Genomic DNA, 25,204 nt, shown 5'->3' on the forward strand with positions numbered 1-25,204 from the left:
CACCAAGCTTAGATGTAGTAGTCCTTCAACGGAGGAAACCCGTTAAACTCAATAGCACTGTAAGTCGTGGTATAAGCACCGGTCGAAAGCCAGTACATCCGATCCCCGATCGCCAGATTCAGCGGCAACGGGTGCTTGTGATGCTCATACATGATGTCCGCACTGTCACAGGTCGGACCCGCAATCACACAGTCTTCACCTTCACCCACCTTGTCCGTCCAGATCGGAAACTTGATCGCCTCATCCAGAGTCTCGATCAGACCGGAAAACTTGCCCACATCGGTGAACACCCAGCGGTGTAACGCCGTGCGCGACTTCCGGGAAATCAGCACCACCTCACTCACCAGCACACCGGCATTGGAAATCAGAGACCGGCCAGGCTCGATAATAATCTCCGGAAGATCCGCTCCGAAATCCTCGTGCAGGAAACGGGAAATTTCCTCGGCATACACCTTTAGCTCGTTTGTGCGGGTGATGTAGTTGGCCGGAAAACCACCGCCCATATTGATCATCTTCAGCTCGATACCGTCTTCTTCCTTCAGACGCTCGAAAATCACCTTCACCTTGCTCAGTGCCGCATCCCAGGCGCCGATCTCACGCTGCTGGGAACCCACGTGAAATGACACACCATAGGGCACCAGCCCCAGGTCACGGGCCAGGATCAGCAGATCCATAGCCATATCGGTCTGGCAGCCAAACTTGCGGGACAGCGGCCAGTCAGCCGTCAAAGTGCCCTCGGTCAGGATCCGCACATACACCTTTGACCCCGGCGCTGCCTTGGCAATATTGCGAAGGTCGGCTTCGGAATCCGTCGCAAACATGCGAACACCTTTTTCGTAAAAAGTGCGAACATCCCTCGCCTTCTTGATGGTGTTGCCGAAACTGATACGGTCACCGGTCACACCCAGGGCCATCACCTTGTCCAACTCGTACACCGACGCGATATCAAAACTTGCGCCCTTGTCACGCAGCATGGTCAGAATCTGCGGAGCAGGGTTGGCCTTTACTGCATAAAAGACCTTGGCATAAGGAAACCCTTCCACCAGCTCGCTGTATTGACGGTCGACAGTAGCGGTATCAATCACCACAAAAGGCGTTTCCCTGGTATCGGCAAAGGCCTTGATCCGGCTAAAAGTCTCGGCGTCGTAGTAATCAGCAATATTGGCGTTGGCTGGCTCGGTCATGGATGGTGTGTCCCTCCACAGGGAAAATGGATATAAAAAGGGGGCTACAGCATGGCTGCAACCCCCGTTATTTTCGTGATCATCAGGCTTTTCCCGGGGCCCGGATATGAGGATATCTACCCATGGGTCAGGGGCGCAGGAGCATCCATTTCTGGCATGAAAAACAGCGTTAAACGGCAATCGGCCAGAGTGGTCCAGGATCGGTGGGGCCTTCGGGATTCCGGGGGTCAGTCTGGCGCATCAGGTACTCCAAAATTGCCGCCTGCAACTCACCACCCTGAGTCAGTCCCTGGTTGCCAAACAGCCGATTGAACTCCAGCACGAAGGGGTAACCTTCCACCATCACAATGTCGAAACCGGCATGATCCACCCCCAGCTCCCTCGCCAGCCGCAAGGCCAGGCCAGTGGCGGCCTCAGGCACCGGACTCGTGTCGATGCGGCCACCCTGGGCGACGTTATTGTAAAAGCCCTGGTCGGCCTGGGTACGCCAGTAGGCGGTCAACACCCGGTCACCGATGACAACGACACGGACATCCCGGTCGATCGGCAGGTATTCCTGGGTATACAGCACATCCGTGCGGTCACAATAGCGCTGCCAGTCCTCACGGGTTTCAATCAGCCACACGCCTTCACCCATGCTGGCCTTGGGCAGCTTGGCCACGAACGGATAGCTCATGGCATCCCAGACCATCTCCCGTTCCTGAACGCCGTTTGCCTCAATCAAGGTCCAGGGCGTGTGTTCAGGCGCAATGGCCTGGAAGGCACGGGTCATCTCCACCTTGTCGTGACCAATACGGTAGCTGGCGATGCTCGGAAACACCCGGCATTTCAGGCCATGCACCAGGGCATTGAGCTGCCAGTACTCCGGGAACAACACCCAGTCCGCTTCCCGTAACAACTCTTTGTGTTTCAGGAAATGCTCCGGTTTGAGCACGGTGGTATCGGGGAATCCCAGGGTACGAAAAACATCGAAGGAGACAAGGTGCATGGTTGCTGTCGTACTGGTTAAAGTTGTGCGCATTTTATACAGCGGGGGATTACTGGCAAGCGGTATTTACGCTTCTTTCCACGAATCAGGGGGCCTGCCCCAAAAACCAGCTGCTAAGCTGATAAGACCACTGAAAAGAACCAGTCCGGAAAACCCATGGCTAACTCCGATCCACAGACCGACTCTCTGTTATCCCGGCTCCGGAACGACCGGCAATCCGGCGCCACCGAGCTCGCGTTGCGCACCCTGAAGGAGCTGGTGGACTACCTGGATGCCATCAAACCGGATTCAGCGAAAATTTCCCGACTGTTAGAGGCACTGAAACAGGCCCGGCCAAGTATGGTCGTCATTGGCAACGCAGTTGAGAAAGTGGAAACCCGCTGGACAGAAAACGGAGGCCCGGCTCAAGCGGCTGCTCTTGCAGTGATCCGCGAACTGGAGGAAGCCGGTGACCGGCTGCTGGAGCACGCACTGAACCAGGTGCCCGCAGGCGCGGTGATCATGACTCACAGTGCCAGTTCCCTTCTGGCCCGGCTCTTCCGCCAGCTGGCCAGGGAACAGCGTCCGTTTTCGGTGATTTGTACCCAGAGCAGTCCCGGGATGGAAGGCCACCAGCTTGCCGCCACTGTGAATCAACTGGAGGTACCGGTAACTCTGATCACCGACGCCCAGATTGCTCTCTTTGCTCCCCAGGCCGACCTGGTGATCACCGGTTGTGATGCCTGGCTGGCGGATGACCACTTTGTGAACAAGAGTGGCACCCACCTGCTGGCATTGTCAGCGCGGGAACACGCCGTGCCATTCTGGGTATTGGCCGACACCTTCCGCGACAGTCTGGATACCTGCCATTCGGTAGAACTCGAGGAGTTGCCAGTGAGTGAGCTCCAGGCTCCGCCAGGACCGTGGATCACGCCCCGCAATATCTATTTCGAACCCACTCCCGCACACCTGGTCACCGGCAGGATCAGCGAGCAGGGCGTTTCTTTGTGCCCTGCTGGGCCTCCGCGGTGAACGGGTCTTCCGGCCAGGGGTGTTTCGGGTATCGGCCACGCATGTCCTTGCGAACGTCGGGGTAGGCGTTGCGCCAGAAGCTTGCCAGGTCCGCCGTTACCGCCAAAGGTCGCTGTGCCGGGGAGAGCAGGTGAAGGACCACTGGCACTTTGCCTCCCGCCACCCTCGGCGTTTCTGTCCAGCCAAATAACGCCTGCAGTTTGGCAGCCAGTACAGGGCCATTATCGGCGGTGTAGTCCAGACTCACTCTTTGACCGGTCGGGATCGTAAGCGTAACGGGCGCAAGCACATCGAGCTGCTGTTGTTGCGGGTAATCCAGCAGGCTGTTGAGAGCCGGAAGCAGATTCAGTTTTCCCAGATCCGACCAGCGCCGCATACCGGGCAAGAACGGCGCGAGCCAGGTTTCAAGAGTGCCCAACAAGGCGGCATCGCTGGCGTCCGGCCATTCTTCCGGAAACATGCTGGCCAATAACTTCACACGGGCACACCATTGCTTTGCCGCAGCGGACCACGGCAGACTGACGAGCCCCTTTTTCCGCACGGCACCCAGAAGCCCCTGTTGTATCAGCTCCGGATCGGGGTGTGGCAACGCTTTTTCTTCCAGAACCAACTCACCGAGTTTCCGGACACGGCGAGCAATCACGGTTCCACGCTTGTCGTCCCAGACCGCTTCCTCACTTTCGTGAATGTGAGCCACCAGATCCTGCTCCAGGTCTGGAACCTCCACCGGGGCGGCCAGATAAATGGTCGCCTCCCTGGATTTGCCATCCAGGTCCGCGGCAACCAGCCAGTCATACCGTACCAGAGCATCGTCTTCCCTCAGCGTCGCACCCTTGCCATTGCTGAGCTGATACCGCGGCGCCTGGCCTGAACGCCTGCGTCCGATCCGGTCCGGGTAGGCCTGTGCGAGCAAACGTCCAACCTCGGTTTCCGTCGGCATCGGCGCAGCTGCCCACTCACCAGCAGCCAATCGTTTTGCCGCCTGACGCACCGAGTTCATCCGGCCCGGGTCCATGCCCCGGTGCCCGCGTTCACCCCGAAGAACCCGCACCCGTTCATGCATGTCTGCCCCGGCACCTGGCCCGAGCAAATCACGTTCTCCCAGCAGGGCTGCCAGCTCCGCCGCTAAACCAGCCAGGCCCAGTTCTCGCCCCCGCAACACCATATGGGCGAGTCGCGGATGCACACCGAGCTCCCGGGCGGCCTTGCCGTGATCCGTGATCGCGCCCTGGTCGTCGAGCATATCCAGCCACTGCAACAACGCCACGGCCTGGCGCCAGTGTGCATCCGGTGGTGCATCAATCCAGTCCACCTGCCCCGGCTCCCTCGCCCCCCACTGAGCGAGCTCCAACACCAGCGGCGCCAGATCTGCCTCCTGGATCTCCGGTGGCGTAAACTCCGCCAGCCCAAACTGCTCGGCCTCACTCCACAACCGGTAACATACACCCGGTTCAATCCGGCCCGCCCGGCCTTTTCGCTGTTCCGCCGAAGCCTTCGACACCCGCCCCGTGACCAGCCGTGTCATCCCACTGTTCGGATCAAATACTGCCCGCCGCTGCTGGCCGCTGTCGATCACCACCCGAACTCCTTCGATGGTCAGACTGGTCTCGGCAATGGCTGTTGCCAGCACCACCTTGCGCTGGCCTTCCGGAGCAGGTGAGATCGCCCGGTCCTGATCGTCCGATTTCAGATTGCCGTACAGAGGCGTCACCATCACATTCCCTGGCACCTGTCCTAACAGCTGCTGCTCTGCCCGGCGGATCTCTCCGGCACCCGGCAAAAACACCAACACCGAACCGGTCTGTTGCTCCAGAGCCTCATGAACGACTGTTACTACGCGATCGACAATCCGGGTGCTTCGAGCCTGAGGAGGCGCAGGACGGTAAATGACGTCCACCGGAAACGCCCGTCCTTCACTGCTGATCACCGGCACATCACCCAGGACCCGAGCTATGGGCGCAGTATCCAACGTCGCCGACATCACCAGCAGTCGCAAATCCTCCCGCAATGCCTGCTGGGATTCCCGGACCAGCGCCAACCCGAGGTCCGCCTGCAAGGAACGCTCGTGGAATTCATCGAACAGCACTGCCCCATAGTCATCCAGCATGGGATCGTTCTGGATCAGCCGTGTGAGAATGCCTTCGGTCACCACTTCAATCCGGGTGGCTCCGGACACTTTGGTGTCCAGCCGTGTCCGATACCCCACCGTCTGGCCCGGTCGTTCCCCCAGCTGTTTCGCCATAAAACGCGCTGCAGAACGGGCCGCCAGCCTCCGCGGCTCCAGCATCAGGATCTTCCGTTCGCCCCGCCAGGAGGCATCCAGCAGAGCCAGCGGGACCCGGGTGGTCTTACCGGCACCCGGGGGCGCCTGCAGCAGTGCCGTGGTGGTTTGTTCCAGGGTTTGTTTTAGCTCTGGGAGTATTTGATCGATTGGGAGCACGATGGTTTGGCTTTGACTCGTGTTATGGGTAAGACGGCAAGCAATGGAGGAGGGCCGCGGGGGTGTTTTATTTTTTGATCGGAAAAGAACTCGCTTCGCTCAGACACCTTTGTCCGGTAAAAAAATAAAACACCCCCACACCCTTATGAATCTCCAGTTATCGCGAAAGGTTACCACGGTCATACCTGGGTTAATCCAATACGAAGAACTCTACCGAAGAATTGACTCTCATTGAAAAGCTTTTATTGAGGCCATCGGCTGCCCCACTAATCCTTTTTATCTTTTCGTCGAGATATCGGCGTTGTCAGCTAGAGCGGGGTGTTGGGGTATTTTTTCCGCCAGAAATGGGTGTCTGAGCGCAGCGAGTTCCATTTCCAAGGAAAAAATACCCCAACACCCCGATCAATCCCCACAACCTGCAGTCCTACAAAGTCCCCAAACGCTAGTATCAGGATTCGGCTTTCAAACGATTATCCCGCGCCCATTCATAGATTCGCTTGAAGGCTTCAGCCAGCGCTTCCGGGTCGTGAGGCGGCTGGATAAGGGCCGCCAGTTTTCCGTCGGGGTTGAGCAGGGCAAAGTGGCCGCTATGATCGACCAGCAACTCGCCATCCACCTCACGATGAACAAACACCGCACTCAGGCTTTTGGCGAGTGCGCGAAGGGTTTCCAGATCGCCAGTCAGGCCGTGGAAGTTTTCACCAAAGAAGCCAGTATAGGCCTTGAGCTTTTCAGGGGTGTCATGCTCCGGATCAGCACTCACCAGCAGATAATCGGGTTGCGGCAGCTCGTTGGAAATGAGCTGATCGGTGCGCCGCAGATTGGCCATGGCGGCCGGGCAAATATCGGGACAATTGGTGTAGCCGACAAACGCAAAGGTCCAGCGGCCTCTCAAGCTCTCCCGCGTAACCGTGTCACCGTTCTCATTCGTCAGGGTGAACTCCACCAGTTCACGGGGCTGGTCATAAACGTAGGTATTCAGATCCGCCAGATCCGGCGCCGGTTCAGGGTCTTGCCCGCCGACGATATACACCTGGCGCCCGATCACCAGTCCGAAAATCAGAACCACCAATAGCAATAACAGGAAAAGTGTCAGGCGAATCGAGCTGTTCATCAGGGTTCCAGTACAGTGGAAAGAAAAGCAGGCGGGATGGGCTTTCCGAAACCGTGCGGAGCCATGGATGGCGGAGCCGAGCGTACACGGAGGTATTCACAGCGTGTTTTGGAAAGCCATTCCCGCGTGCGTATGCACAGTGTCTGCTTCAGAAGAATACAAAATGATCCACTAGCAATACCACAAACAATGCCATCAGGTAAGTAATGGAATACTTGAAGGTATTCAACGCAACCCGTCGGTCATCGCCCTTCAGCAGGCGAATCGCGTACTGGAGGAAACGCAAGCCCAGGACGAGGGCGCCAATCAGATAGATGCCACCGGACATCCCTGTGACAAAAGGTAGCAGGCTGACGGCGAGCAACATGAAGGTGTAAAGGAGGATGTGGAGTTCAGTGTATTTGTTGCCATGAGTGACGGGGAGCATCGGAATGCCGGCCTTCGCATACTCTTCCTTGCGGTGAATGGCCAGGGCCCAGAAATGCGGCGGGGTCCAGGCGAAGATGATCAGCACAAGCAGCAGGGCATGACCTTCCACCTGTCCGGTGACGGCGGTCCAGCCCAGCAGTGGCGGCATGGCTCCGGCGAGACCGCCAATGGTGATGTTCTGCGGCGTCGCGCGCTTGAGAAACAACGTGTACACGCCCGCATAACCCACTAGCGACGCCAGGGTCAGCCAAGCCGTCAGGTGGTTTACCTGCCACATCAGCACGACCATACCGATGCAGGCAAGAATAGTTGCGAACAGGATGGCATCAACCGTGGAGATTTTGCCAGTCGCGACCGGCCGTTTACGGGTGCGGGCCATCACGGTATCAATCTTATGGTCCACCACATGGTTGACCACTGCAGCGGCGCCTGCCAGCAACGCAATACCCAGATTGCCGTAGAGCAACACCTCCCAGCCGGGCACCCCGGGGGCCGCCAGCAGCATGCCGATTACGGAAGTCAGAATCATCAACGCAACCACCCGGGGCTTGGTCAGCTCCAGATAGTCACGCCAGGAAATGGACTTGCTGGATTCGCTCGCAGAAATCTGGGCCGGCAGTGCTTCCACTTGCTCACTCATGCCGTAACCTCCCGGTTAATTGTTGTTGTGTGTGTTGCATTGGCGATATACGCATGGGGTAATCGGTGATGTTGCCAGATCAGATGAATCACTGATAGCAGCAGCCCCGCACCCATGGCGTTGTGTGCGACTGCAATACTGATCGGGATATGAAGCAGGACATTGGCGAGGCCCAGAGCAATCTGGGCGCAAAGAACAATGGCCACAACTGCAATCGGACGAGCAAGGCCAGAGACTGTCCGTCGCAGCCACATCAAGGTTAACAGGATGGCGAAATAGCCGAGCACAATCATGGCACCCAGCCTGTGGGTAACATGAATCGCGACCCGACCGTCAGCGTTCAGCTGCCCGCCGAGATAATTCGGTCCAACGTGCTGGGTAACATCAAAACCGTGCTGGAAATCCATATCTTGGGGCCACCACTGGCCCTGGCAGGTGGGCAGGTCGGTACAGGCCACAGCTGCGTAGTTGGCCGCTGTCCAGGCACCCAGCGCTATTTGCAGCACTACCAGCAATAAGCCGCCATAAAGCCACGGGCGGAATGCCGCCAAGGCATTGCCAGACAACTCTGCCTTCTGCTGCCTGGCCCGGCTTTTCAGACGCAGGGTCAGAAGGGTCAGCAGGCTGAGGGTGGTAAAACCACCCAACAGGTGCAGAGCCACTACCTGTGGCCAGAGTTTGAGGGTGACCGTCCACATGCCGAAGGCCCCCTGCAGCATGATGAAACCGGCAATAAAAAGCGGCAGCTTCACCGGCACACCGGTTTTGCGATAACGAAGGCCATAGGCCGCAAGGCCGAATACAATCAGGCCGAGGGTGCCAGCAGCATACCGATGAATCATTTCCGGCCAGCCTTTTGATACATCCACAGGGGTTTCCGGGAAGCGGGCATTCGCGATCGCGATGTGCGCATCACTCTGAGGCACTGTCAGAAATCCATAACACCCGGGCCAGTCCGGGCAACCCAGTCCGGCATGAACCAGGCGTGTCCAGGCACCGAGCATTATCACAACAACCGCCAGTAACGTGGCGATTAGCGCCCATTTGGCCATGCGGCTTGCCTGGGCTGACGGTTCGGAAGAATGCTGATTCAAGGCCCTAACCTCCGAGCGATTCATCATCCCAACTGGGAAATCTTGAGCAGATGCTTGAGGTCTTCGAGCATCTCTTTACCGGTATTATCCAAGCCATAATGCATCATCATATTGCCCATCGGGTCCACCAACAGGATTCTGGGCTCCTTGAGCGGGTTGACTCCAACCGGCCAGGACGGTGTTGTACCAGGTGCCGGTGACAACTTCTCCATCAGGTTATATTCCTGTGGCCAGCGACTGGCAAGATCCGAAGGAATGTCAGCAAGGGCGGCCGCGCGTGAGACCCGACTGGCATTCTTGCCAAGCGCAATGTTGACCTGCCGGGCGAGGTACAGCATTTCCTCGCACCTGCTGTCGCATTCAGCGGCAACAACCATCAGCATCCACTGGGGGTCGTCCTTGTCCAGACCAAAACGCTGTTCCAGAGGTTTACCCGAAGCGGTTTCAAGATTGAGAGTCTGAACCGGAACCACCGGCTGGATCAGGGTGCCGTTATTGGTATGGCCGGCCGGATTCAACCAGCCGGTATAGAACATGATGGTGGCAAAGAGCATTGGCCCGAAACCAATCGCAAAGAGCAGTAACGCGGTGCGGTGCCCCCTCTTGACCTGCTCGGGGGTGGGGCCGTCGTGATCATCAGATAGTCCGTTAGCCATTGTCATTGTCATTATTGGCTCCTGTCTTTCGGTAGCTCGCCACTACCGTCAATATAGTTAGAGCTACAGCAAGCGCAAACCATTGGGCAGCGTAGCCATAATGGGTTTGCGGCCCCATCAGATCCAGTGACCAGTTAGCGCGAAAGGCACCGGGCTGGTCAGTGCCCGACAGTCTTACCAGGGCTTTTGGCAAAGCCGGCAACTCCTTCAGGGCAACTTCCAGGGGCAGGCTCTGCACTCGGCGGGGCCACCCGCTTTCCGCTGCCGGCGGGTCGGCCAACACCGGGGGTTCCGGGTAGTGGCTCAGGCGCCCGGCCAGACTGAAAATTCCTTCTGGTGTATCAAAAGTCGGCAGCCGGTCCCGGGTTCTGGGGGCCTGTACCCAACCCCGGTTTACCAGAACCGGCGGCCCCTTCAGTGGATGAAACACAGTCAGTACTTCATAACCCGGTGCACCATCCCGGGTTCGATTGTCCAGCAGCCAGCTTTGCTCTCCGTACATGCCCGTTACGGTTACCGGTCGTCCTGGCTCAAGGCCCTGCCTAACCATCTCTGGCCAGGTCATATCCAGCGCATCCTGCTGCCACTGATCCAGCATCTGCTGCTTCTGACCAGCCCGATCGAGCTGCCACAGACCGAGGCCAGTCAGGAGTGGCAGAAACACCCCGGCAAACAACAGCAACCTCCAGTCGAACTGCCACTGACGAGCTTTGTCCTGTGGATCAGACATGCTCTGCTATAGTGACCCTTGGGGTCTGTCGTAAAAACAGGCCAGCCTCATTGACCCTTCTTATAAAAACAGGAAATCCCATGCTAAAAGCCGTCATCGTTGTCTTAATGCTTGCTGTGGTGGTCAGCCTTTTCAGTGGCCTGTTTTTTCTCATCAAGGATGGGGGGAAAACCAATCGGGTCGTAAACTCCCTGGCGATACGGGTCACGCTCAGCATACTTCTCCTGGCAGTTATTCTGATTGCACTCTGGCAAGGGAGCCTGACGATGAATCCGACTCCCTGAGGCACCCGCTTAAATGATATATACGAACACAAACAATCCCAGCCAGACCACATCCACAAAGTGCCAATACCAGGAGGCTGCCTCAAAGCCGAAGTGATTGTCTGCGGTAAAGTGACCCTTCTGAATGCGGATCAACATGATAATAAGCATCAGGGTGCCAAGAATAACGTGAGCACCATGAAACCCCGTCAGCATGAAGAACGTGCTGCCATAGATACCGGACTGGAGAGTCAGACTCAGGTCCTGGTAGGCATGCATATACTCGTAGCCCTGAACAAAAACGAATACAACCGCCAGCGCGATAGTAGCACCTAGCCAGAGCTTGGTTTTCGCCCGGTTGCCCGCCTTCAAGGCGTGGTGAGCGACGGTAATGGTAAGCGAGGACGTTACCAGAAGGATGGTGTTCATCAACGGCAGGCCCCAGGCACTGATGACCTCTTTTGGTCCTGGGTAAGCTTCCGGGCTCGGGTTGTTGATCAGCGGCCAAGTGGAGCGAAAACCATCCCAGAGCATTGCAGAACTGCCCCTGTCACCCTCGCCACCCAGCCAGGGAACGGCAAAAACCCGAACATAAAACAACGCTCCGAAAAACGCCGCAAAGAACATCACCTCCGAAAAAATGAACCAGCTCATCCCCCAGCGGAAAGAGCGGTCCATCTGCGGGCTATAGAGGCCCTCCCGGCCCTCTCGGATAACATTACCAAACCAGCCAAACAGCATGTACGCCATGATCACGGCGCCAACCATGAACATAATCCAGGCACCGGTTGTACTCTCGCCCTGATTGCTGTTCACCATAATGGATGCCACACCGTACAGGGTGACACCCAAGCCGACAGTGGCAATGATGGGCCATTTGCTCTGTTCCGGAACGTAGTAGCTCTGGTTATCCGCCATGACATTCTCCGATGGCTTAGCCGTTTTCATTTGTTGTTTTTTCAGCCCGAGCGTTCATAAACCCAATCGGTTCGAGCCCTGGGCCGCTATTTAACCTCCGGCGGTGTAGCGAAGGTGTGATAGGGCGCCGGAGACGGCACTGTCCACTCCAGACCTTCTGCTCCGTCCCAAGGCTTGGCGGCCGCTTCCCTACCACCGCGGATACACTTCACCACGATGAACAGGAACAGTAGCTGAGTAGCCCCGAACATAAAGGCCCCGATACTGGAAACCATATTGAAGTCTGCAAACTGAAGGGCATAGTCCGGTATCCTCCGCGGCATTCCGGCCAACCCCAGGAAGTGCATGGGGAAGAAGGCAAGGTTCATACCGACAAACGACAACCAGAAATGGGTTTTGGCCAGGGTTTCGTCATACATGTGACCGGTCCACTTGGGCAACCAGAAATAAGCAGAGGCAAAGATACCGAAGATCGCACCGGGCACCAGAACATAGTGGAAGTGCGCCACCACAAAGTAGGTGTCATGGTACTGGAAGTCAGCCGGAGCGATGGCCAGCATCAAGCCGGAGAAACCACCAATGGTAAACAGGATCACGAACGCGACTGCGAACAGCATCGGCGCCTCAAATGTGAGGGAACCCCGGAACATGGTGGCAACCCAGTTAAACACTTTCACCCCGGTCGGTACCGCAATCAGCATGGTGGCGTACATGAAGAACAGCTGACCGGCGATGGGAATACCCACGGTGAACATATGGTGCGCCCAGACAACAAATGAAAGCAGCGCAATGGCACCTACCGCGTACACCATGGAGGCGTAACCGAACAGCGGCTTGCGGGAGAATGCCGGAATGATGTGTGACACCGCCCCGAATGCAGGCAGGATCATGATATAGACCTCCGGATGCCCGAAGAACCAGAATACATGCTGGAACAGGACGGGATCACCGCCGCCGGAGGCGTCGAAGAAGCTGGTGCCGAAGTTGATATCCATCAGCATCATGGTCACCACACCGGCCAGTACCGGCATCACGGCGATCAGCAGGAACGCGGTGATCAGCCAGGTCCAGACGAACAGCGGCATTTTCATCAGGGTCATGCCCGGTGCCCGCAGGTTCAGGATGGTGGCAATGACGTTGATCGCGCCCATGATCGAGGAAATCCCCATGATGTGCACGGCAAAGATAAAGAAGGTGGTACTCGGTGGTCCGTAGGTCGTCGACAGGGGTGCGTAGAAGGTCCAGCCGAAGTTCGGCGCGCCACCTTCCATGAACAGCGTGGAAACCAGGATCAGGAAGGCGCAGGGTAGCAGCCAGAAACTCCAGTTGTTCATCCGTGGCAATGCCATGTCGGGCGCACCGATCATCAACGGCAGCATCCAGTTCGCAAGACCCACAAAGGCCGGCATGACCGCACCGAACACCATAATCAATCCGTGCATGGTGGTCATCTGGTTAAAAAACTCCGGCTGCACAATCTGCAGACCCGGCTGGAACAGCTCGGCACGAATAACCATGGCCATGGTTCCGCCCAGAAGGAACATGGCAAAGCTGAAGATCAGGTACATGGTACCTATGTCTTTGTGATTGGTGGTCAACAGCCAGCGGCTAAAGCCTTTGGCCGGGCCGTGATGATGATCCTGGGCGTGGGTATCTGCAACCGCACTCATGAAAACCCCCGTTACCGCCATTAATAGTGGGCGGTGATATCTGTTAGCTGGCGTTGATTACTGTTGGCTCTTGTAATCAAAAATTTCTTTGGGCGTGACCATTTCACCGGTGTTGTTACCCCAGGCATTACGCTCGTAGGTAATCACCGCGGCCAGGTCCACCTCGCTCAACTGGTTGCCGAAAGCCTGCATTGCCGTGCCGGACTTGCCGTTCACCACAATGTCGATGTGGGCAGCCATGTCTTCGGTGGCAATCGGACTGCCCTTAAGGGCCGGGAACGCCGGGGGCGCGCCACTGCCATCAGCCTGGTGGCATGCGGCACAGGCAGTCTGGTACGCCTTCTCGCCCCGCTCCATCAGCTCGGCCATGCTCCAGTCTTTCTGGGTCAGTTCACGCTCTTTTTCCGCGGCGGCTTTCTGCTCTGCGACCCAGATTTTGTACTCTTCTTCCGGGACGGCTTTCACCACCACAGGCATGAAACCGTGATTCTTGCCACAAAGTTCGGTGCACTGGCCGCGATAGGTTCCGGGCTCGTCTACCCGCGTCCAGGTCTCGTTAATGAAACCGGGAATAGCATCCTTTTTCACGCCGAAGTCCGGCACCCACCAGGAATGGATGACATCGTTGGCGGTGAGCAGGAAACGTACTTTCTTGCCAACCGGGATAATGAGAGGGTTGTCGACTTCCAGCAGATAGTTCTCACCTTTCGCCTGCCGGTTGCTGATCTGGTCAGCGGGCGTGGCAAGGTTCGAGAAGTAGCCGAAGTCTTCATCGAGGTACTCGTACTGCCATTTCCACTGGTAACCGGTTATCTTGATATCCACATCCGACTCGGTGGTGTCGTACATGTCTACCAGAGTGGCGGTGGCCGGAATGGCCATAACGACCAGAATGACAAACGGTATGATGGTCCAAAGAATTTCCACCAACGTGTTTTCGTGAAAATTCGCCGGCTTGTGGCCCTGGGATTTTCGGTGGGCAAAAATGGACCAGAACATTACCCCGAAGACCACGATGCCAATGGCGACGCAGATCCAGAGAATGATCATGTGAAGGCTGAATATCTCATTACTGGTGCCGGTTACCCCGGGGGTCATGTTCAACGTCCAGTCCGCCATGGACAGGGCAGGGAACATAAGACCGCCTAACAGGGCACCTGCCCGCTGAGCGTGCACGCGCATACTGTGTCTCCACAGAGTGTTATTCTTGTCGGATTTTGCGTTATCCCCCTGAACCTTATAACGGCGCTCGCATACACCGTCTCGCGTCAGGGTGAAAGCCTGCTTACGGATACTTCAGATTCGAGTATAGACACGGATCAAGAAAAGACTAAAAAATCGCTTAAATCCAAAAGCTCTATTTATTCATTTTTTAGAAGATATTGAAATATGGCACCTAACCTGTCCGCCACTGACCGGCGACTGTGGACCCTCGCCTGGCCACTGATGCTGACCAACCTGACCGTCCCTCTTCTGGGTCTGGTGGACACGGCGGTCCTTGGCCACCTGGAAAGCCCCGAATACCTGGGAGCCGTGGCCGTCGGCGCCAACCTGTTCAGCATCCTGTATTGGACTTTCGGTTTTATGCGCATGGGCACGACCGGGCTGGCAGCTCAGGCGTGGGGCAAGCGCGACAGTTTCGGGCAAGTTGCCCTGCTGTTGCGCTCGGTGATGCTGGCCGCGGGCATCGGACTGCTGCTTATTCTGTTCCATCAGCCCCTGATCAAATTGGGACTGACCCTGATGAACCCGAGTCCGGACGTCACCGAACTGGCCGCTGAATACGCAGCCATCCGGATCTGGAGTGCGCCAGCGGTGCTGTGTCAGTACACCCTTGTGGGATGGCTGATTGGCACCCAGTTTCCACGGGGCCCTATGATTATGCTGATTGTCGCCAACGGGCTGAACATCGTTCTGGATGTTCTGTTCGTAACCGGTCTGGGCTGGAACAGTCGTGGGGTCGCAATCGCAACGGTGATCGCCGAATATGGTGCTGCCGGCATTGGCTTTGCCATCGTGCTTTCCCGCATGCCCGAAGGCCAGAGGCTTACCCGCGCACTTTTTGGTGAACTGGCCGACTACCTTAAAATCCTGCAGGTGAACCGATACATCATGGTTCGCACCATCGCCCTGCTGCTGGTGCTCGCTTTCTTTACCGCCCAGGGGGCACGGCAGGGGGACACCATACTGGCAGCCAATGCGGTATTGATTACCTTCCTGCTCCTTATTTCCAACGCGCTGGATGGCTTTGCCAATGCGGCGGAAGCCCTGATTGGCGAAGCCATCGGTAAAGACAGCCGACGCCGGTTCAGAGTGGTTTTCCAGAGCGCATTACGTTGGTCACTCTGGGGTGCACTGTTGCTAACGATCATATTTGTGCTTGGCGGAAAGGCTTTGATCACCCTTCTGACCGGCATTGAAGAAGTCCGGTCTATGGCCTGGCGATACCTGCCATGGCTCTGGCTGCTGCCGTTCGCCTCGGTCTGGGGATTTTTACTGGACGGCGTATTCATTGGCGCCACTCGCACCCGGGATATGCAGAACACAATGCTGTTCTCCGCCCTGGGAGTATTCCTGCCCGTCTGGTGGCTTACCACCGGCTGGGGAAATCACGGGCTCTGGTTTTCACTGATCTGTCTGATGCTGGCGCGGGCGGTCAGCATGGGCTGGCTGTGCTGGTCTCACACACGGCAGGACCGCTGGTTCAGCGGGCGTTGAGGCGGGATGCGATCTGTAACATTTCATCTTCTGTTTTTAACCCTGGCAGGCCGGCAAGGCGAAAAATGTCGACTACACTTGTCAGAAACGGCAGGCCTGTTGTGGTCCTTCAACCCTGCTCTCCTGCCCCGTTACTGGCTCCGGACAACGGGAGGCGCCTTGCGACCTCAACTCGTTCAGACATTGGCATCTCCTGAAATGACACCACAGGTAGTTCTCGAGATCATAGATCAGGCACGGCGCAAGGAAGCCCGTTCTGGTACTTTTCTCCGGCAGCTCCGGGAGAAAGCTGCCGGGTTGCCTGCAGCTGTGACCATTGAAGGCTACCAACCTGCCACCTGCCTGTTCCAGTTCGCCGTTGAATACATTGAAATGGCCCCACGACTGATCGAATGCGTGGAAGCCTGCGCCCGGGAAGCCGACAAGGCCGACCTGTTCGCCCCTTTTATCAGTGCCGCCATCCGTTATTTCACCCAGCCGTCGGCCCTTCTCGTCAAATACGACGGCCTGGACGGGTTGTTGATTCGTGCCTACTTATGCCACCGCCTGATGGAAGAAATGTATGAAAACAATCGCTCGATTCGAGCCAGTGAACTGGTGGATCTTGAGGCGACCCGTGCTAACCTGTTGACGCACCAGCTGATCGGCGAGCCCTTCGCTAATGAACTGGATGATTCGATCACCGTTACGGTGCTACAAATTGCCGGGACACCGGATTATTATGAGCTGAACCTGGATCCATTTGTTGATCAGGTCAACAACGCCGCCTGGGACTGGATGCGTCATTACTGGGAAAATCTGTTGGTTAGGAACCATATCCGATTTTCTCTGGGTTCCGGTTTGGCCTGAAAGGTTCACAATTCAGATGAGATCAATCCTAGCTGTGTGTCTGGCGTCCGCGCTCGCATCGTCTCCCGCTCTGTCAGCAGAACTCAACGTAATGATTAACCTCACTGGCGGGAACACGCCGGTTGCGGACGCTTTGGTTTATCTGGACAAACCGGATACAACAACTCCGGTTTCCGCCGAAATTTACCAGAAGGATCGCAGGTTTCACCCCCATGTAACGGTTATTCCGGTCGGCTCCCATGTGGAGTTTCCCAACCGGGACAATACCCAGCACCACGTCTACTCCTTTTCTCCAGCCAAAACTTTCAATATCGAACTTTATGCCGGCAAACCCGAAGCTCCGGTTTTATTCGACAAGCCGGGTATCGTGGAACTGGGATGCAACATCCACGACCATATGCAGGCGTTCATCGTGGTCACAGCTACCAGCAAGATCGGGCGCACCAATGGGAATGGAAGGGTGACATTGTCGCTTGAGCAGAGCCCCTCGCCTGAGCGCCCCCTTACTCTTAATATCTGGCATCCACGCCTGACCGACAATACCAAACCGGTCAGGCGGACATTGGAATCGATCAATCCAGACGCGATAACTATTGAGCTGGAACCCGAACCCACCGCGGACGGCTCCATGAATCTCCTGCAACAACGTTTCCGGGAGCTTTAATGTCAAGCGGATTCCGCCCCGGTTTCAGGGGTCGCCTGATTGCTGCCATGATCGCGCTGGTCTTGCTGGTCGGCCTGGTGATTGGCGCCCTGTTGATGGTGTACCTGTTTGAGGACGAAAAAAGCCGGGCCCTGGAAAAACTCAGTATTGGAGAAGGACTGACCAGAGAAGTCCTGGCGCGCCGCACGGACCTGGTTCTTTCCCGCCTGGACGTGGTCGTGAAAGATTTCGGTTTCAGGTCCGCCGTTGCAAGCGGAGATCCCGCCACCATTGACAGTGCCCTGGAGAACCACAGCCGCCGGGCCGGGGCCGACTTCGCACTGCTGATAAACAACTCCGGCGACCTGCTCGCCTCGACGCTCAGCCGCCGGCCTCCCGAGATGCCCGAATCATCATTCAAAGAAGCAAGGTCCAGGGGATTTACCCGGACACTCTCCTTTATGGACGGGCAAGGCTACGAAATATTGGTAATCCCGGTAGAAGGTCCGGGGTTAAGAGCCTGGCTGGTGTCCGGGTTCGCCCTGGACCAGGCGCTGGCAAATAGTATCGCTCGCCTCTCTGGCACCGACGTAACATTCCGGGCACGCACCTCCTCTGAAGCCAGCTTCCAGTTGTTCGCCACATCCGAAGGACTCGACCTCAACCTGGAGCAGGCGCTGGCAGAGTCTTCCGGAAACCGGAATTTTCTTGAGAATGTCCATTATTTCACCCGGATCATCGATCTTGGCGACCAGGGTACCGATGACATGCAGGCTACCTTGCTGATCAGCCGCGAAGCCAGCCTGCGCAATTATTATAAACGGGCCGGTGAACTTGCCCTGCTTGTCAGCGCAATTCTGGTCTTCGCCATCTTGCTTGCACTGATCATTGCCCGCAATCTGGGCCGACCGGTCCTGCAGCTTGCAGACTATGCCAGAGCCGTCGGAGAAGGTGAGACGCCTCAGCCACCGGCGATCCGGGCGGGCGGCGAACTCAGACAACTCAGGGATGCCCTGGGGGACATGCTGGTTCGTCTTCGTGAACGGGAAGCCCAGATCCGATATGCGGCCACCCACGATGATGTCACCGGGCTAGGCAACCGCAATGCCCTGATGCAGTCCGCACAGGAGCTGTTTGCCGGGAAAGACCACTGCACCCTGATAGGCCTGCGCCTGAACGATCTATCGGACATTAACGATACGCTGGGTCTGGAGTTCGGCGACAAGGTGCTGTCCGGGGTTTCGCAACGCTTGCAGACCGAACTCCCCGATGCACGGATTGTTGCCCGCACCGGCGGTGCGGAGTTCCTGGCTCTGATACCCGCCCACGGTGCAGATACCCTGAACGGCCTGACCAGACAGCTTCATGACGTCATCGAATCGCCATTGCACATCAACAGGACGCCGTTTTCACTGCGGGTCACCATGGTTACCATGGAGCTGCCGGCCGATGCGGCCAATACCCATGAACTGCGTCGAAGGCTCAACCTGACCTTTGAAATGGCACAGCAACGCCCCGAACCGGTAACACGCTACCAGCCGGGGCAGGACGAAAGCCATTTGCGGGAATTGCAGCTGATTTCCGACCTGCACACAGCCATTGCGGAAAATCACCTGCACATGAATTACCAGCCCAAACTGAACATCGGGTCAGGGCGGCTGGTTCAGGTGGAAGCTCTGGTACGCTGGATTCATCCGGAACTGGGCTTTATATCTCCGGAAGAGTTCATTTTCCTGGCTGAGCAGTCGGGGCAGATCCACGACCTGACCGCCCATATTCTGAACAGGGTGGCCGGCGATGCCCGTCAGTGGGCGGCTGTGGGCCTGGATGTGAGCGTGGCCATCAACCTGTCTGCCATGGACCTGACCTGGCCCGCCCTGACCGGCCACGTTGCCGAAGCCTTTGCAAACTGGCATCAAGGGCTTGAGCGAATCACCCTGGAAGTTACTGAGAGTGCCTTGATGGAAGATCCGGAAGAGGCGCTGGCCACCCTGAACAAATTGAGGGAGCTTGGGGTGACACTCTCGGTGGATGATTTCGGCACCGGTTACTCGTCATTATCCCAGCTGCGCAAAATGCCGGTGCAGGAGCTCAAGATCGACAAATCTTTCGTGCTGAAACTGGAATCCGAACCTCAGGATCAGTTGATCGTGAAGTCCACCATCGATATGGCTCATGGCCTGGGCCTGAAAGTCGTAGCCGAAGGCATTGAGAGCCTGAACGCGTGGCACCTGCTGCAGCAATGGGGCTGCGATCTTGGCCAGGGATTCTACCTGAGCCGGCCTGTGGCACCGGTCGATCTTCCCGAAACAGCAAAATCCCTGGTGGCACGCCGTCAGGAACTGACCCAAATCGCTCCGGAGCATTCACGATGAAACACTGGCCTCTGACGGCGGCCCTGCTGGCCCTGACTTCCTCCTGGGCCATGGCTGACATTGGCAGCCGGATATGGGCAACCGGAGGCGTCACTACTATCGAAGGCAGTGCCGGTGGTGGCCTGGTGCCCTGGGCCTTACTGGGCAGCTACGCCAGTGATGAAGAGTGGGGCGGCACTCTGGCGCTGAGCCGGGCGGAAGTGGACGATTACAGCTTGTCGGTCACCGGTGCGGGGGTAAACTGGAACAATCGCGTCGAACTCACGGTGGTCCGGCAGTCTCTTGACCTCGACGCTCTGGTTTTCACTCTCAAAAACGGCTTTGGGCTGGAACAGGACGAGCTCAATCAGGATATTTTTGGCGCCAAAGTCCGGCTCACGGGAGACGTTCTCTACAGTCCCTGGGGGCAGTGGTCCGCGGGACTGCAATACAAGCGGCAACGGGATTTCGTGGTGCCCGAGGCCATCGGAGCCCGGGACGACAGTGGCACCGATTTTTATCTGAGTGGCAGCAAACTGTTCTTTGCCGCCCTGCTGGAACGCAACCTGCTGGTGAATGCCACTGCCCGGGCGACCAAAGCCAATCAGGGTGGTTTGCTGGGTTTTGGCGGAGATCGCAATAACGGGTACGACATCATGGCCGAGGGCAGTATCGGCCTGTTCCTGAACCGGCAATGGCTGGTGGGTGCCGAGTACCGGCAGAAGCCGGACAACCTCGGTTTTGCGAAAGAAGACGACTGGTGGGATCTGTTCCTGGCCTGGGTACCTGATCGTAGACTGGCGGTCACTGCAGCACTGGTCAATCTGGGTGACGTCGCTACGCTGACAGATCAACAGGGGGTGTATCTTTCCCTGCAGGGGAGCTTCTGACATGATAAATTTCACTGTGAAGCCTGCGGTTCTCGCGCTGCTTCTGCTCGGCAGCCTGATGGCACTCACAGGCTGCCAGTCGATGCCGGCGGACTCCGGACCGACCCTGTATCAGCAACTGGGAGAAAGACCCGGCATCGCAAACGTGGTCGAGGACCTGCTCTACCTGATCGTCGACGATGAGCGAATCAATCATCAGTTCAAGGGCGTGAACGTTGCCCAGTTTCATCGCAATCTGACCGACCAGTTGTGCGAGTTGAGCGGCGGGCCCTGCAATTACAGCGGCCGCTCGATGCGCGAACTTCATTCCGATATGGCGATCACGGATACCCAGTTCAATGCACTGGCCGAGAATCTGATTCTGGCCATGGAAGAAAACAACATCCCAACCGCTGCCCAGAACCGCCTTCTCAAACGGATCGTGCCACTGTATTCGGACATTCGTAACCTTTGAGGTCCTGTCATAAGCGGGTATGCTGTTGCGGCTTTTTCATCATTGAATTCGGGAGACCATCAACTTGCTCGAGAACGCTGATCTGGGAAAACTGATTATCCGCCTGACACTGGGCGGTCTCATGCTGTTTCACGGTATTGCCAAACTGCTACACGGCGTGGGATTCATTGAGGGTGAACTGGCCAGCCATGGCCTGCCAACATTTCTGGCCTACGGCGTTTTCATCGGCGAGCTGATCGCGCCACTGATGGTAATTCTCGGCTACCAGACACGGATTGGTGCGTTGCTGATTGCGTTCAACATGGTGGTTGCCATCGTACTCGTCCATAGTCAGCAGTTACTGTCACTGGGAGGCAGCGGCGGCTGGTCACTGGAGCTTCAGGGCTTTTTCCTGTTTACCGCCATTGCAGTGGTATTCCTGGGCCCCGGCCGTTACAAGCTGAAAAATTAGGCTGGTCAGGAACTGCCCGCTGAAACCGCCCGGAAATCCCGGTATGACATAACCCTGTTTCGGCCTGCCCCCTTGGCTCCGTAGAGGGCCTCGTCCGCACGCCGGACGAGCTCTCCGGGCCGGTCATCCTGGCCTGGCCTCATGGTCGCCACCCCAACACTGATACTCAGGCTGACCGGCGTTTCCTGTGCCCCGGGGTACATAGCTGAAGTGGCAACTGCGTTCCGCAAGCGTTCCGCGACCTGGCCCGCGCCATCTTCCGATGTTGCAGGCAGCACAACGCTGAACTCCTCACCCCCGTAACGTGCCAGAAGGTCTCCCGAACGCTGAATTTCATTGGCGCAAATCGCCGCCACCGTAATCAGGCAATCATCGCCCACCAAATGTCCGAACCGGTCATTCACTGACTTGAAGTAATCGATATCCAGGATCAACAGACTAAGAGGCTCCCCCTGCCTTAAGGCCCGTTTCCATTCCATCCGCAGCTGTTCGTCGAACCGGCGTCGATTGGCTACCTGTGTCAGGCCGTCAGTAAGACTGATGGTCTTGAGCCGTTCGTTGGCCCGCTCCAGCTCTTCTGTGCGTTCGCGAACCCGCTCTTCCAGTGTCAGATTGGCCCGGCGCTGGATTTCCAGAGCATGCTCCTGGGCTTTCAGTCTGCGATGGCGTTCGAGATTGATACGATAGGCCAGGGCGAAGGAAAGCAGAATGACCTCAAGAGCAACACCGATCTGGGGACCAAACTCCGTAATGAAGGTGCGGGGCATGTAACCGAGTTTGCTGACCGCAAGAATCAAATGGCCCAGCAACAACGGCGTCCATGCCAGCACATAAAAACCTGCCAGCTTCTGCCCACGACACCAGACATAGATGCCCACCAGCCAGGTAACGGGCGTCGCAATCGCGGCCAGAATACTGACGATGGCAATCCCGGTTTGGTATCCGCCCACGAAGCCATAGAGGACACTCAGCCCGGAGCAGAACAGGAGCGCCAGCAAAATCCGGTAACCGCTCTCGCTGTACCGTCGTACTGCCAGAAACTGAATGCTGAACATAATCGCGGCCATGAGCGCCAGACCAATGATCGAGACAGTGAAGTAACGATTAATACCCGGCAGCTCCGGCCAGAGCCACTGGAACAGTAACCCGTGGAAATTCAGCTGAACCAGCCCTGAAGTAACAACGGTCAGTACGTACCATAAATAGGTTGGCTGGCGAACAATAAGAAAAAGAAACAGGTTATAAAGCGCCAGCGCCAGGATGATGCCCAGGAACACGGTCTGCCAGCCATAAGACAACTGCTCACCGGCCAGAAAGTCAGCGGAGGGGACGACAGATACGGGAATCTGTACCGAACCCTGGGTCTTCACCCGGACGAACGCTGTAACCGTCTCGGTATTGGACGGAACCAGAAAGACAAAATTGCGATGATAAATAGGGCGACTGTGAAATGGCCGGGTGTCGCCCGTTGCGTACTGGAGGATCACCTCACCGTTCCTTGCCCAGAACACATCCACCACATCAAGCAGGGGGTAACCGATTTCCAGCACACGGTTGGCGGAGTTGGGCGGTACCGTGACACGAAGCCAGAAGGCACCATCACTGAAGCCGAGATTGAGCACCTGATCGGCACTAAAGGCTGTCCAGTCCGTGGGGTCCAGAGCCCGGACATCGTCAACACTCAACCCGCCGACCGGATCCTCCAGCCAGAGAAATTCGGCTTGATCAGCCGAGACCCGGCCACTGAAAAGCGCGGCGACCAGAATGACCAGGGACAGGACCGCAAGGTAAGCGGTTTGTTTCATAGCAGGTTCCGGTTTTCGGGCCCAGTGACATAGACTACACTGCGTAAGCCCTGAGCAGATTTCTTAGGTATTCCCGCTGCTCAGCTTACCAAGTTTAGACCGTTGAGACCGTCACGTCCCGTTGCAAAAGAGATAACCCGGCGTCCTTCCGGAGAGGCACAACATGACCGAAAAAAAACAGGATATCCGTCCCGGGCGCTATCGCCATTACAAGGGCAGGGATTACCAGGTAATTGACCTGGCCCGCCACAGCGAAACCGAGGAATGGATGGTAGTTTACCGTTGTCTTTACGGCGATCACAGTCTCTGGGTCCGCCCACTGTCCATGTTCCGGGAAACCGTCGAACTGGCAGGTGAACAGGTACCCCGATTTTACCGCATCGGCGACAACTGATAGCCACAATCCCGCTTTGACTGTCGCGGTCATTTCCTGCACATTAGCGCGCTTTTCGTGAACCCGGCCCTCACAAGGGGTCGGATAACCCAGTTATTCCTATCCGGAGTCTGCCATGAACGCCGTTGTTGCCGCGGTTGCCATCATGCTCGTCCTGAGTTTGTGCCGCATTCACGTTGTTGTTGCCCTGATAATCGGTGCCGTATCCGGTGGACTGATCTCGGGTATGTCCCTGGAAGCCACGATCGAAGCCTTCAATAGTGGTCTCGGGGGCGGTGCGACCGTCGCATTATCTTATGCCACGCTCGGTGCGTTTGCCGTCGCCATCGGCAAATCCGGCCTGGCCCATGCCCTGGCGGACCGGGCCCTGGCCCTGGTCGGCAGACAGGGCGACGGTTCAGCTGTTACCGGAATTCGCTTCCTCATCATCGGCCTGCTCCTGGCCATCGCCATCTCCTCCCAGAACATCCTGCCAATACACATAGCGTTTATTCCGCTGGTGGTGCCGCCGCTGTTATACGTAATGGCAAAGCTGAACATGGACCGCCGCCTGGTCGCCTGTGTGCTCACCTTCGGCCTGATCACGCCTTACATGTTCCTGCCCGTTGGTTTCGGTGGTATTTACCTGAAGGAGATTCTGCTGGCCAACGTCGCCGAAAACGGGGTTGACGCATCCAGCCTCAACGTCATGTCCGCCATGGCCTTGCCGGCACTCGGGATGCTTTGCGGCCTGCTTGTTGCGGTGTTTTTCAGCTATCGGGGCGAGCGCAAATACAACATGGAAGCCATCACCCGCACCGAACGGGTCGACGTAAAATACAGCCCACGCACCCTGATCATGGCGCTGATTGCTATCGTTACGGCATTCGTGGTTCAGCTCTGGCTCGGCTCCATGATCCTGGGCGCACTGGCGGGGTTCGTCCTGTTCAATCTGTCTGGCGTGGTAAAGTGGAAAGAGGCAGATGACCTGTTCACCGAGGGCATGAAAATGCTAGCGATGATCGGTTTCATCATGATCGCGGCGTCCGGCTTTGCGGAAGTAATGCGGGAAACCGGCGAGATCGCCACTCTGGTCCAGAGCTCCGTTGCCACCATCGGCGAAAACAAGCCTCTGGCCGCCCTGCTGATGCTGGTCGTGGGCCTGATGATCACTATGGGGATCGGCTCGTCCTTCTCCACCATCCCGATCATCGCCGCGCTTTACGTACCCCTGGCCCTGCAGATGGGCTTCAGCCCGCTGGCCATCGTTGCCCTGGTGGGCACCGCCGGTGCCCTCGGTGATGCCGGTTCCCCAGCCTCGGACTCCACCCTCGGCCCCACCGCCGGCCTGAACGTCGACGGCCAGCACAACCACATCTGGGACACCGTTGTTCCGACCTTCCTGCACTATAACCTGCCTTTGCTAGGCTTTGGTTGGTTGGCGGCTATGGTGCTTTAAGCTTCGGAGTTTGACCTCTAGGTCGTAGCCTGCGGGTTTGGCGGGCTGCGAGGGGGCAGGGGGAGTTTTCC

Annotated in this window: 23 protein-coding genes; 11 read left to right on the forward strand and 12 right to left on the reverse strand. The window is 57.2% G+C overall.

Going from position 1 to position 25,204, the window contains the following annotated elements; all coding sequences use genetic code 11:
• Nucleotides 1-8 precede the first annotated feature (8 nt).
• Together BKP64_RS14935 and BKP64_RS14940 are read right to left on the reverse strand one after the other, a co-directional pair.
• A complete protein-coding gene (locus tag BKP64_RS14935; protein ID WP_070971817.1) occupies nt 9-1,184 on the reverse strand; it encodes a type III PLP-dependent enzyme in 1,176 nt (391 codons plus the stop codon).
• Between the two features lie 169 nt (nt 1,185-1,353).
• Nucleotides 1,354-2,172 (reverse strand): ATP-grasp domain-containing protein, encoded by an 819-nt coding sequence (locus tag BKP64_RS14940; protein WP_070971820.1) that lies wholly within the window; start codon nt 2,170-2,172, stop codon nt 1,354-1,356.
• Nucleotides 2,173-2,328: 156 nt separating this feature from the next.
• On the opposite strand from BKP64_RS14940, the gene BKP64_RS14945 reads away from it, so the two are divergent.
• Nucleotides 2,329-3,183, forward strand: a complete 855-nt coding sequence (locus tag BKP64_RS14945) for an eIF2B alpha/beta/delta subunit family protein (RefSeq protein WP_070971823.1) — start codon at nt 2,329-2,331, stop codon at nt 3,181-3,183.
• Here the strand turns inward: BKP64_RS14945 and hrpB are convergent.
• From hrpB to BKP64_RS14975, 6 genes are all read right to left on the reverse strand, one after another.
• Nucleotides 3,137-5,623, reverse strand: coding sequence for an ATP-dependent helicase HrpB (gene hrpB, locus BKP64_RS14950; protein ID WP_070971826.1), 2,487 nt, complete (start codon nt 5,621-5,623; stop codon nt 3,137-3,139). The two genes, BKP64_RS14945 and hrpB, sit on opposite strands and share 47 nt — an antisense overlap.
• Before the next feature lie 448 nt (nt 5,624-6,071).
• On the reverse strand, nt 6,072-6,737 hold the full coding sequence (locus BKP64_RS14955) for an SCO family protein (protein WP_070971829.1): 666 nt from the start codon (nt 6,735-6,737) through the stop codon (nt 6,072-6,074).
• Nucleotides 6,738-6,885: 148 nt separating this feature from the next.
• Nucleotides 6,886-7,806 carry a heme o synthase gene (gene cyoE / locus BKP64_RS14960; RefSeq protein ID WP_070971832.1) on the reverse strand — a complete coding sequence of 307 codons (921 nt, stop codon included), beginning with the start codon at nt 7,804-7,806 and terminating at the stop codon, nt 6,886-6,888.
• A complete protein-coding gene (locus BKP64_RS14965) occupies nt 7,803-8,858 on the reverse strand; it encodes a COX15/CtaA family protein (RefSeq protein ID WP_070973707.1) in 1,056 nt (351 codons plus the stop codon). Before BKP64_RS14965 ends, cyoE begins: the two co-directional genes overlap by 4 nt.
• A gap of 65 nt (nt 8,859-8,923) precedes the next feature.
• Entirely contained in the window at nt 8,924-9,568 is a 645-nt protein-coding gene (locus tag BKP64_RS14970; RefSeq protein ID WP_227515426.1) for a hypothetical protein, read from the reverse strand.
• Entirely contained in the window at nt 9,549-10,286 is a 738-nt protein-coding gene (locus BKP64_RS14975; RefSeq protein WP_070971838.1) for an SURF1 family protein, read from the reverse strand. The genes BKP64_RS14970 and BKP64_RS14975 overlap by 20 nt, the downstream gene beginning before the upstream one ends.
• 80 nt (nt 10,287-10,366) lie before the next feature.
• Here BKP64_RS14975 and BKP64_RS14980 point away from each other — a divergent pair, with 80 nt between their 5' ends.
• Entirely contained in the window at nt 10,367-10,570 is a 204-nt protein-coding gene (locus BKP64_RS14980) for a twin transmembrane helix small protein (protein WP_070971841.1), read from the forward strand.
• Between the two features lie 9 nt (nt 10,571-10,579).
• On the opposite strand, the gene BKP64_RS14985 is transcribed toward BKP64_RS14980, so the two are convergent.
• The 3 genes from BKP64_RS14985 to coxB all read right to left on the reverse strand — a co-directional run bounded on the left by BKP64_RS14985 (nt 10,580) and on the right by coxB (nt 14,319).
• A complete protein-coding gene (locus tag BKP64_RS14985) occupies nt 10,580-11,467 on the reverse strand; it encodes a cytochrome c oxidase subunit 3 (protein WP_070971844.1) in 888 nt (295 codons plus the stop codon).
• Nucleotides 11,468-11,553: 86 nt separating this feature from the next.
• Nucleotides 11,554-13,137 (reverse strand): cytochrome c oxidase subunit I, encoded by a 1,584-nt coding sequence (gene ctaD / locus BKP64_RS14990; protein ID WP_070971847.1) that lies wholly within the window; start codon nt 13,135-13,137, stop codon nt 11,554-11,556.
• A 57-nt stretch (nt 13,138-13,194) separates the two neighbouring features.
• Entirely contained in the window at nt 13,195-14,319 is a 1,125-nt protein-coding gene (gene coxB, locus BKP64_RS14995) for a cytochrome c oxidase subunit II (RefSeq protein ID WP_070971850.1), read from the reverse strand.
• 207 nt (nt 14,320-14,526) lie between these two features.
• Between coxB and BKP64_RS15000 the strand changes: the two genes are divergently transcribed.
• From BKP64_RS15000 to BKP64_RS15030, 7 genes are all read left to right on the forward strand, one after another.
• The gene (locus tag BKP64_RS15000; RefSeq protein WP_070971853.1) at nt 14,527-15,855 is read left to right on the forward strand and encodes an MATE family efflux transporter; all 1,329 of its coding nucleotides are present in this window, start codon (nt 14,527-14,529) and stop codon (nt 15,853-15,855) included.
• 198 nt (nt 15,856-16,053) lie between these two features.
• Nucleotides 16,054-16,704, forward strand: a complete 651-nt coding sequence (locus tag BKP64_RS15005; protein ID WP_070971856.1) for a hypothetical protein — start codon at nt 16,054-16,056, stop codon at nt 16,702-16,704.
• A 91-nt stretch (nt 16,705-16,795) separates the two neighbouring features.
• Complete coding sequence (locus tag BKP64_RS15010; protein ID WP_227515428.1) at nt 16,796-17,368, forward strand: methylamine utilization protein; 573 nt, start codon at nt 16,796-16,798, stop codon at nt 17,366-17,368.
• A complete protein-coding gene (locus BKP64_RS15015; RefSeq protein WP_070971862.1) occupies nt 17,368-19,722 on the forward strand; it encodes a putative bifunctional diguanylate cyclase/phosphodiesterase in 2,355 nt (784 codons plus the stop codon). Before BKP64_RS15010 ends, BKP64_RS15015 begins: the two co-directional genes overlap by 1 nt.
• A complete protein-coding gene (locus tag BKP64_RS15020; protein WP_070971865.1) occupies nt 19,719-20,591 on the forward strand; it encodes a DUF3034 family protein in 873 nt (290 codons plus the stop codon). The genes BKP64_RS15015 and BKP64_RS15020 overlap by 4 nt, the downstream gene beginning before the upstream one ends.
• Before the next feature lies 1 nt (nt 20,592).
• Nucleotides 20,593-21,045 (forward strand): group I truncated hemoglobin, encoded by a 453-nt coding sequence (locus BKP64_RS15025; protein WP_083329228.1) that lies wholly within the window; start codon nt 20,593-20,595, stop codon nt 21,043-21,045.
• Between the two features lie 64 nt (nt 21,046-21,109).
• Nucleotides 21,110-21,496 (forward strand): DoxX family protein, encoded by a 387-nt coding sequence (locus BKP64_RS15030; protein ID WP_070971868.1) that lies wholly within the window; start codon nt 21,110-21,112, stop codon nt 21,494-21,496.
• A 5-nt stretch (nt 21,497-21,501) separates the two neighbouring features.
• Here BKP64_RS15030 and BKP64_RS15035 read toward each other — a convergent pair whose 3' ends face one another.
• A complete protein-coding gene (locus BKP64_RS15035; RefSeq protein ID WP_083329229.1) occupies nt 21,502-23,301 on the reverse strand; it encodes a diguanylate cyclase in 1,800 nt (599 codons plus the stop codon).
• Between the two features lie 163 nt (nt 23,302-23,464).
• On the opposite strand from BKP64_RS15035, the gene BKP64_RS15040 reads away from it, so the two are divergent.
• Both BKP64_RS15040 and BKP64_RS15045 read left to right on the forward strand, forming a co-directional pair.
• Nucleotides 23,465-23,695 carry a DUF1653 domain-containing protein gene (locus BKP64_RS15040; RefSeq protein ID WP_070971871.1) on the forward strand — a complete coding sequence of 77 codons (231 nt, stop codon included), beginning with the start codon at nt 23,465-23,467 and terminating at the stop codon, nt 23,693-23,695.
• A gap of 115 nt (nt 23,696-23,810) precedes the next feature.
• Complete coding sequence (locus BKP64_RS15045) at nt 23,811-25,133, forward strand: Na+/H+ antiporter family protein (RefSeq protein WP_070971874.1); 1,323 nt, start codon at nt 23,811-23,813, stop codon at nt 25,131-25,133.
• Nucleotides 25,134-25,204 lie beyond the last annotated feature (71 nt).

It is taken from the genome of Marinobacter salinus (genome assembly GCF_001854125.1).
Classification (GTDB): domain Bacteria; phylum Pseudomonadota; class Gammaproteobacteria; order Pseudomonadales; family Oleiphilaceae; genus Marinobacter; species Marinobacter salinus.

Excerpts from the sequence above, each read along its gene's own strand:
- BKP64_RS15020 (WP_070971865.1), top strand. The coding sequence starts at position 19,719 with ATGAAACACTGGCCTCTGACGGCGGCCCTGCTGGCCCTGACTTCCTCC.
- BKP64_RS14940 (WP_070971820.1), bottom strand. The coding sequence starts at position 2,172 with ATGCACCTTGTCTCCTTCGATGTTTTTCGTACCCTGGGATTCCCCGAT.
- BKP64_RS15025 (WP_083329228.1), top strand. The coding sequence starts at position 20,593 with ATGATAAATTTCACTGTGAAGCCTGCGGTTCTCGCGCTGCTTCTGCTC.
- BKP64_RS15035 (WP_083329229.1), bottom strand. The coding sequence starts at position 23,301 with ATGAAACAAACCGCTTACCTTGCGGTCCTGTCCCTGGTCATTCTGGTC.
- BKP64_RS14980 (WP_070971841.1), top strand. The coding sequence starts at position 10,367 with ATGCTAAAAGCCGTCATCGTTGTCTTAATGCTTGCTGTGGTGGTCAGC.
- BKP64_RS14955 (WP_070971829.1), bottom strand. The coding sequence starts at position 6,737 with ATGAACAGCTCGATTCGCCTGACACTTTTCCTGTTATTGCTATTGGTG.
- BKP64_RS14945 (WP_070971823.1), top strand. The coding sequence starts at position 2,329 with ATGGCTAACTCCGATCCACAGACCGACTCTCTGTTATCCCGGCTCCGG.
- coxB (WP_070971850.1), bottom strand. The coding sequence starts at position 14,319 with ATGCGCGTGCACGCTCAGCGGGCAGGTGCCCTGTTAGGCGGTCTTATG.
- BKP64_RS15015 (WP_070971862.1), top strand. The coding sequence starts at position 17,368 with ATGTCAAGCGGATTCCGCCCCGGTTTCAGGGGTCGCCTGATTGCTGCC.
- cyoE (WP_070971832.1), bottom strand. The coding sequence starts at position 7,806 with ATGAGTGAGCAAGTGGAAGCACTGCCGGCCCAGATTTCTGCGAGCGAA.
- BKP64_RS14985 (WP_070971844.1), bottom strand. The coding sequence starts at position 11,467 with ATGGCGGATAACCAGAGCTACTACGTTCCGGAACAGAGCAAATGGCCC.
- BKP64_RS15010 (WP_227515428.1), top strand. The coding sequence starts at position 16,796 with ATGATTAACCTCACTGGCGGGAACACGCCGGTTGCGGACGCTTTGGTT.
- ctaD (WP_070971847.1), bottom strand. The coding sequence starts at position 13,137 with ATGAGTGCGGTTGCAGATACCCACGCCCAGGATCATCATCACGGCCCG.
- BKP64_RS14970 (WP_227515426.1), bottom strand. The coding sequence starts at position 9,568 with ATGACAATGACAATGGCTAACGGACTATCTGATGATCACGACGGCCCC.
- BKP64_RS15005 (WP_070971856.1), top strand. The coding sequence starts at position 16,054 with ATGACACCACAGGTAGTTCTCGAGATCATAGATCAGGCACGGCGCAAG.
- BKP64_RS15040 (WP_070971871.1), top strand. The coding sequence starts at position 23,465 with ATGACCGAAAAAAAACAGGATATCCGTCCCGGGCGCTATCGCCATTAC.
- BKP64_RS14975 (WP_070971838.1), bottom strand. The coding sequence starts at position 10,286 with ATGTCTGATCCACAGGACAAAGCTCGTCAGTGGCAGTTCGACTGGAGG.
- BKP64_RS14965 (WP_070973707.1), bottom strand. The coding sequence starts at position 8,858 with ATGGCCAAATGGGCGCTAATCGCCACGTTACTGGCGGTTGTTGTGATA.
- BKP64_RS14935 (WP_070971817.1), bottom strand. The coding sequence starts at position 1,184 with ATGACCGAGCCAGCCAACGCCAATATTGCTGATTACTACGACGCCGAG.
- BKP64_RS15000 (WP_070971853.1), top strand. The coding sequence starts at position 14,527 with ATGGCACCTAACCTGTCCGCCACTGACCGGCGACTGTGGACCCTCGCC.
- BKP64_RS15045 (WP_070971874.1), top strand. The coding sequence starts at position 23,811 with ATGAACGCCGTTGTTGCCGCGGTTGCCATCATGCTCGTCCTGAGTTTG.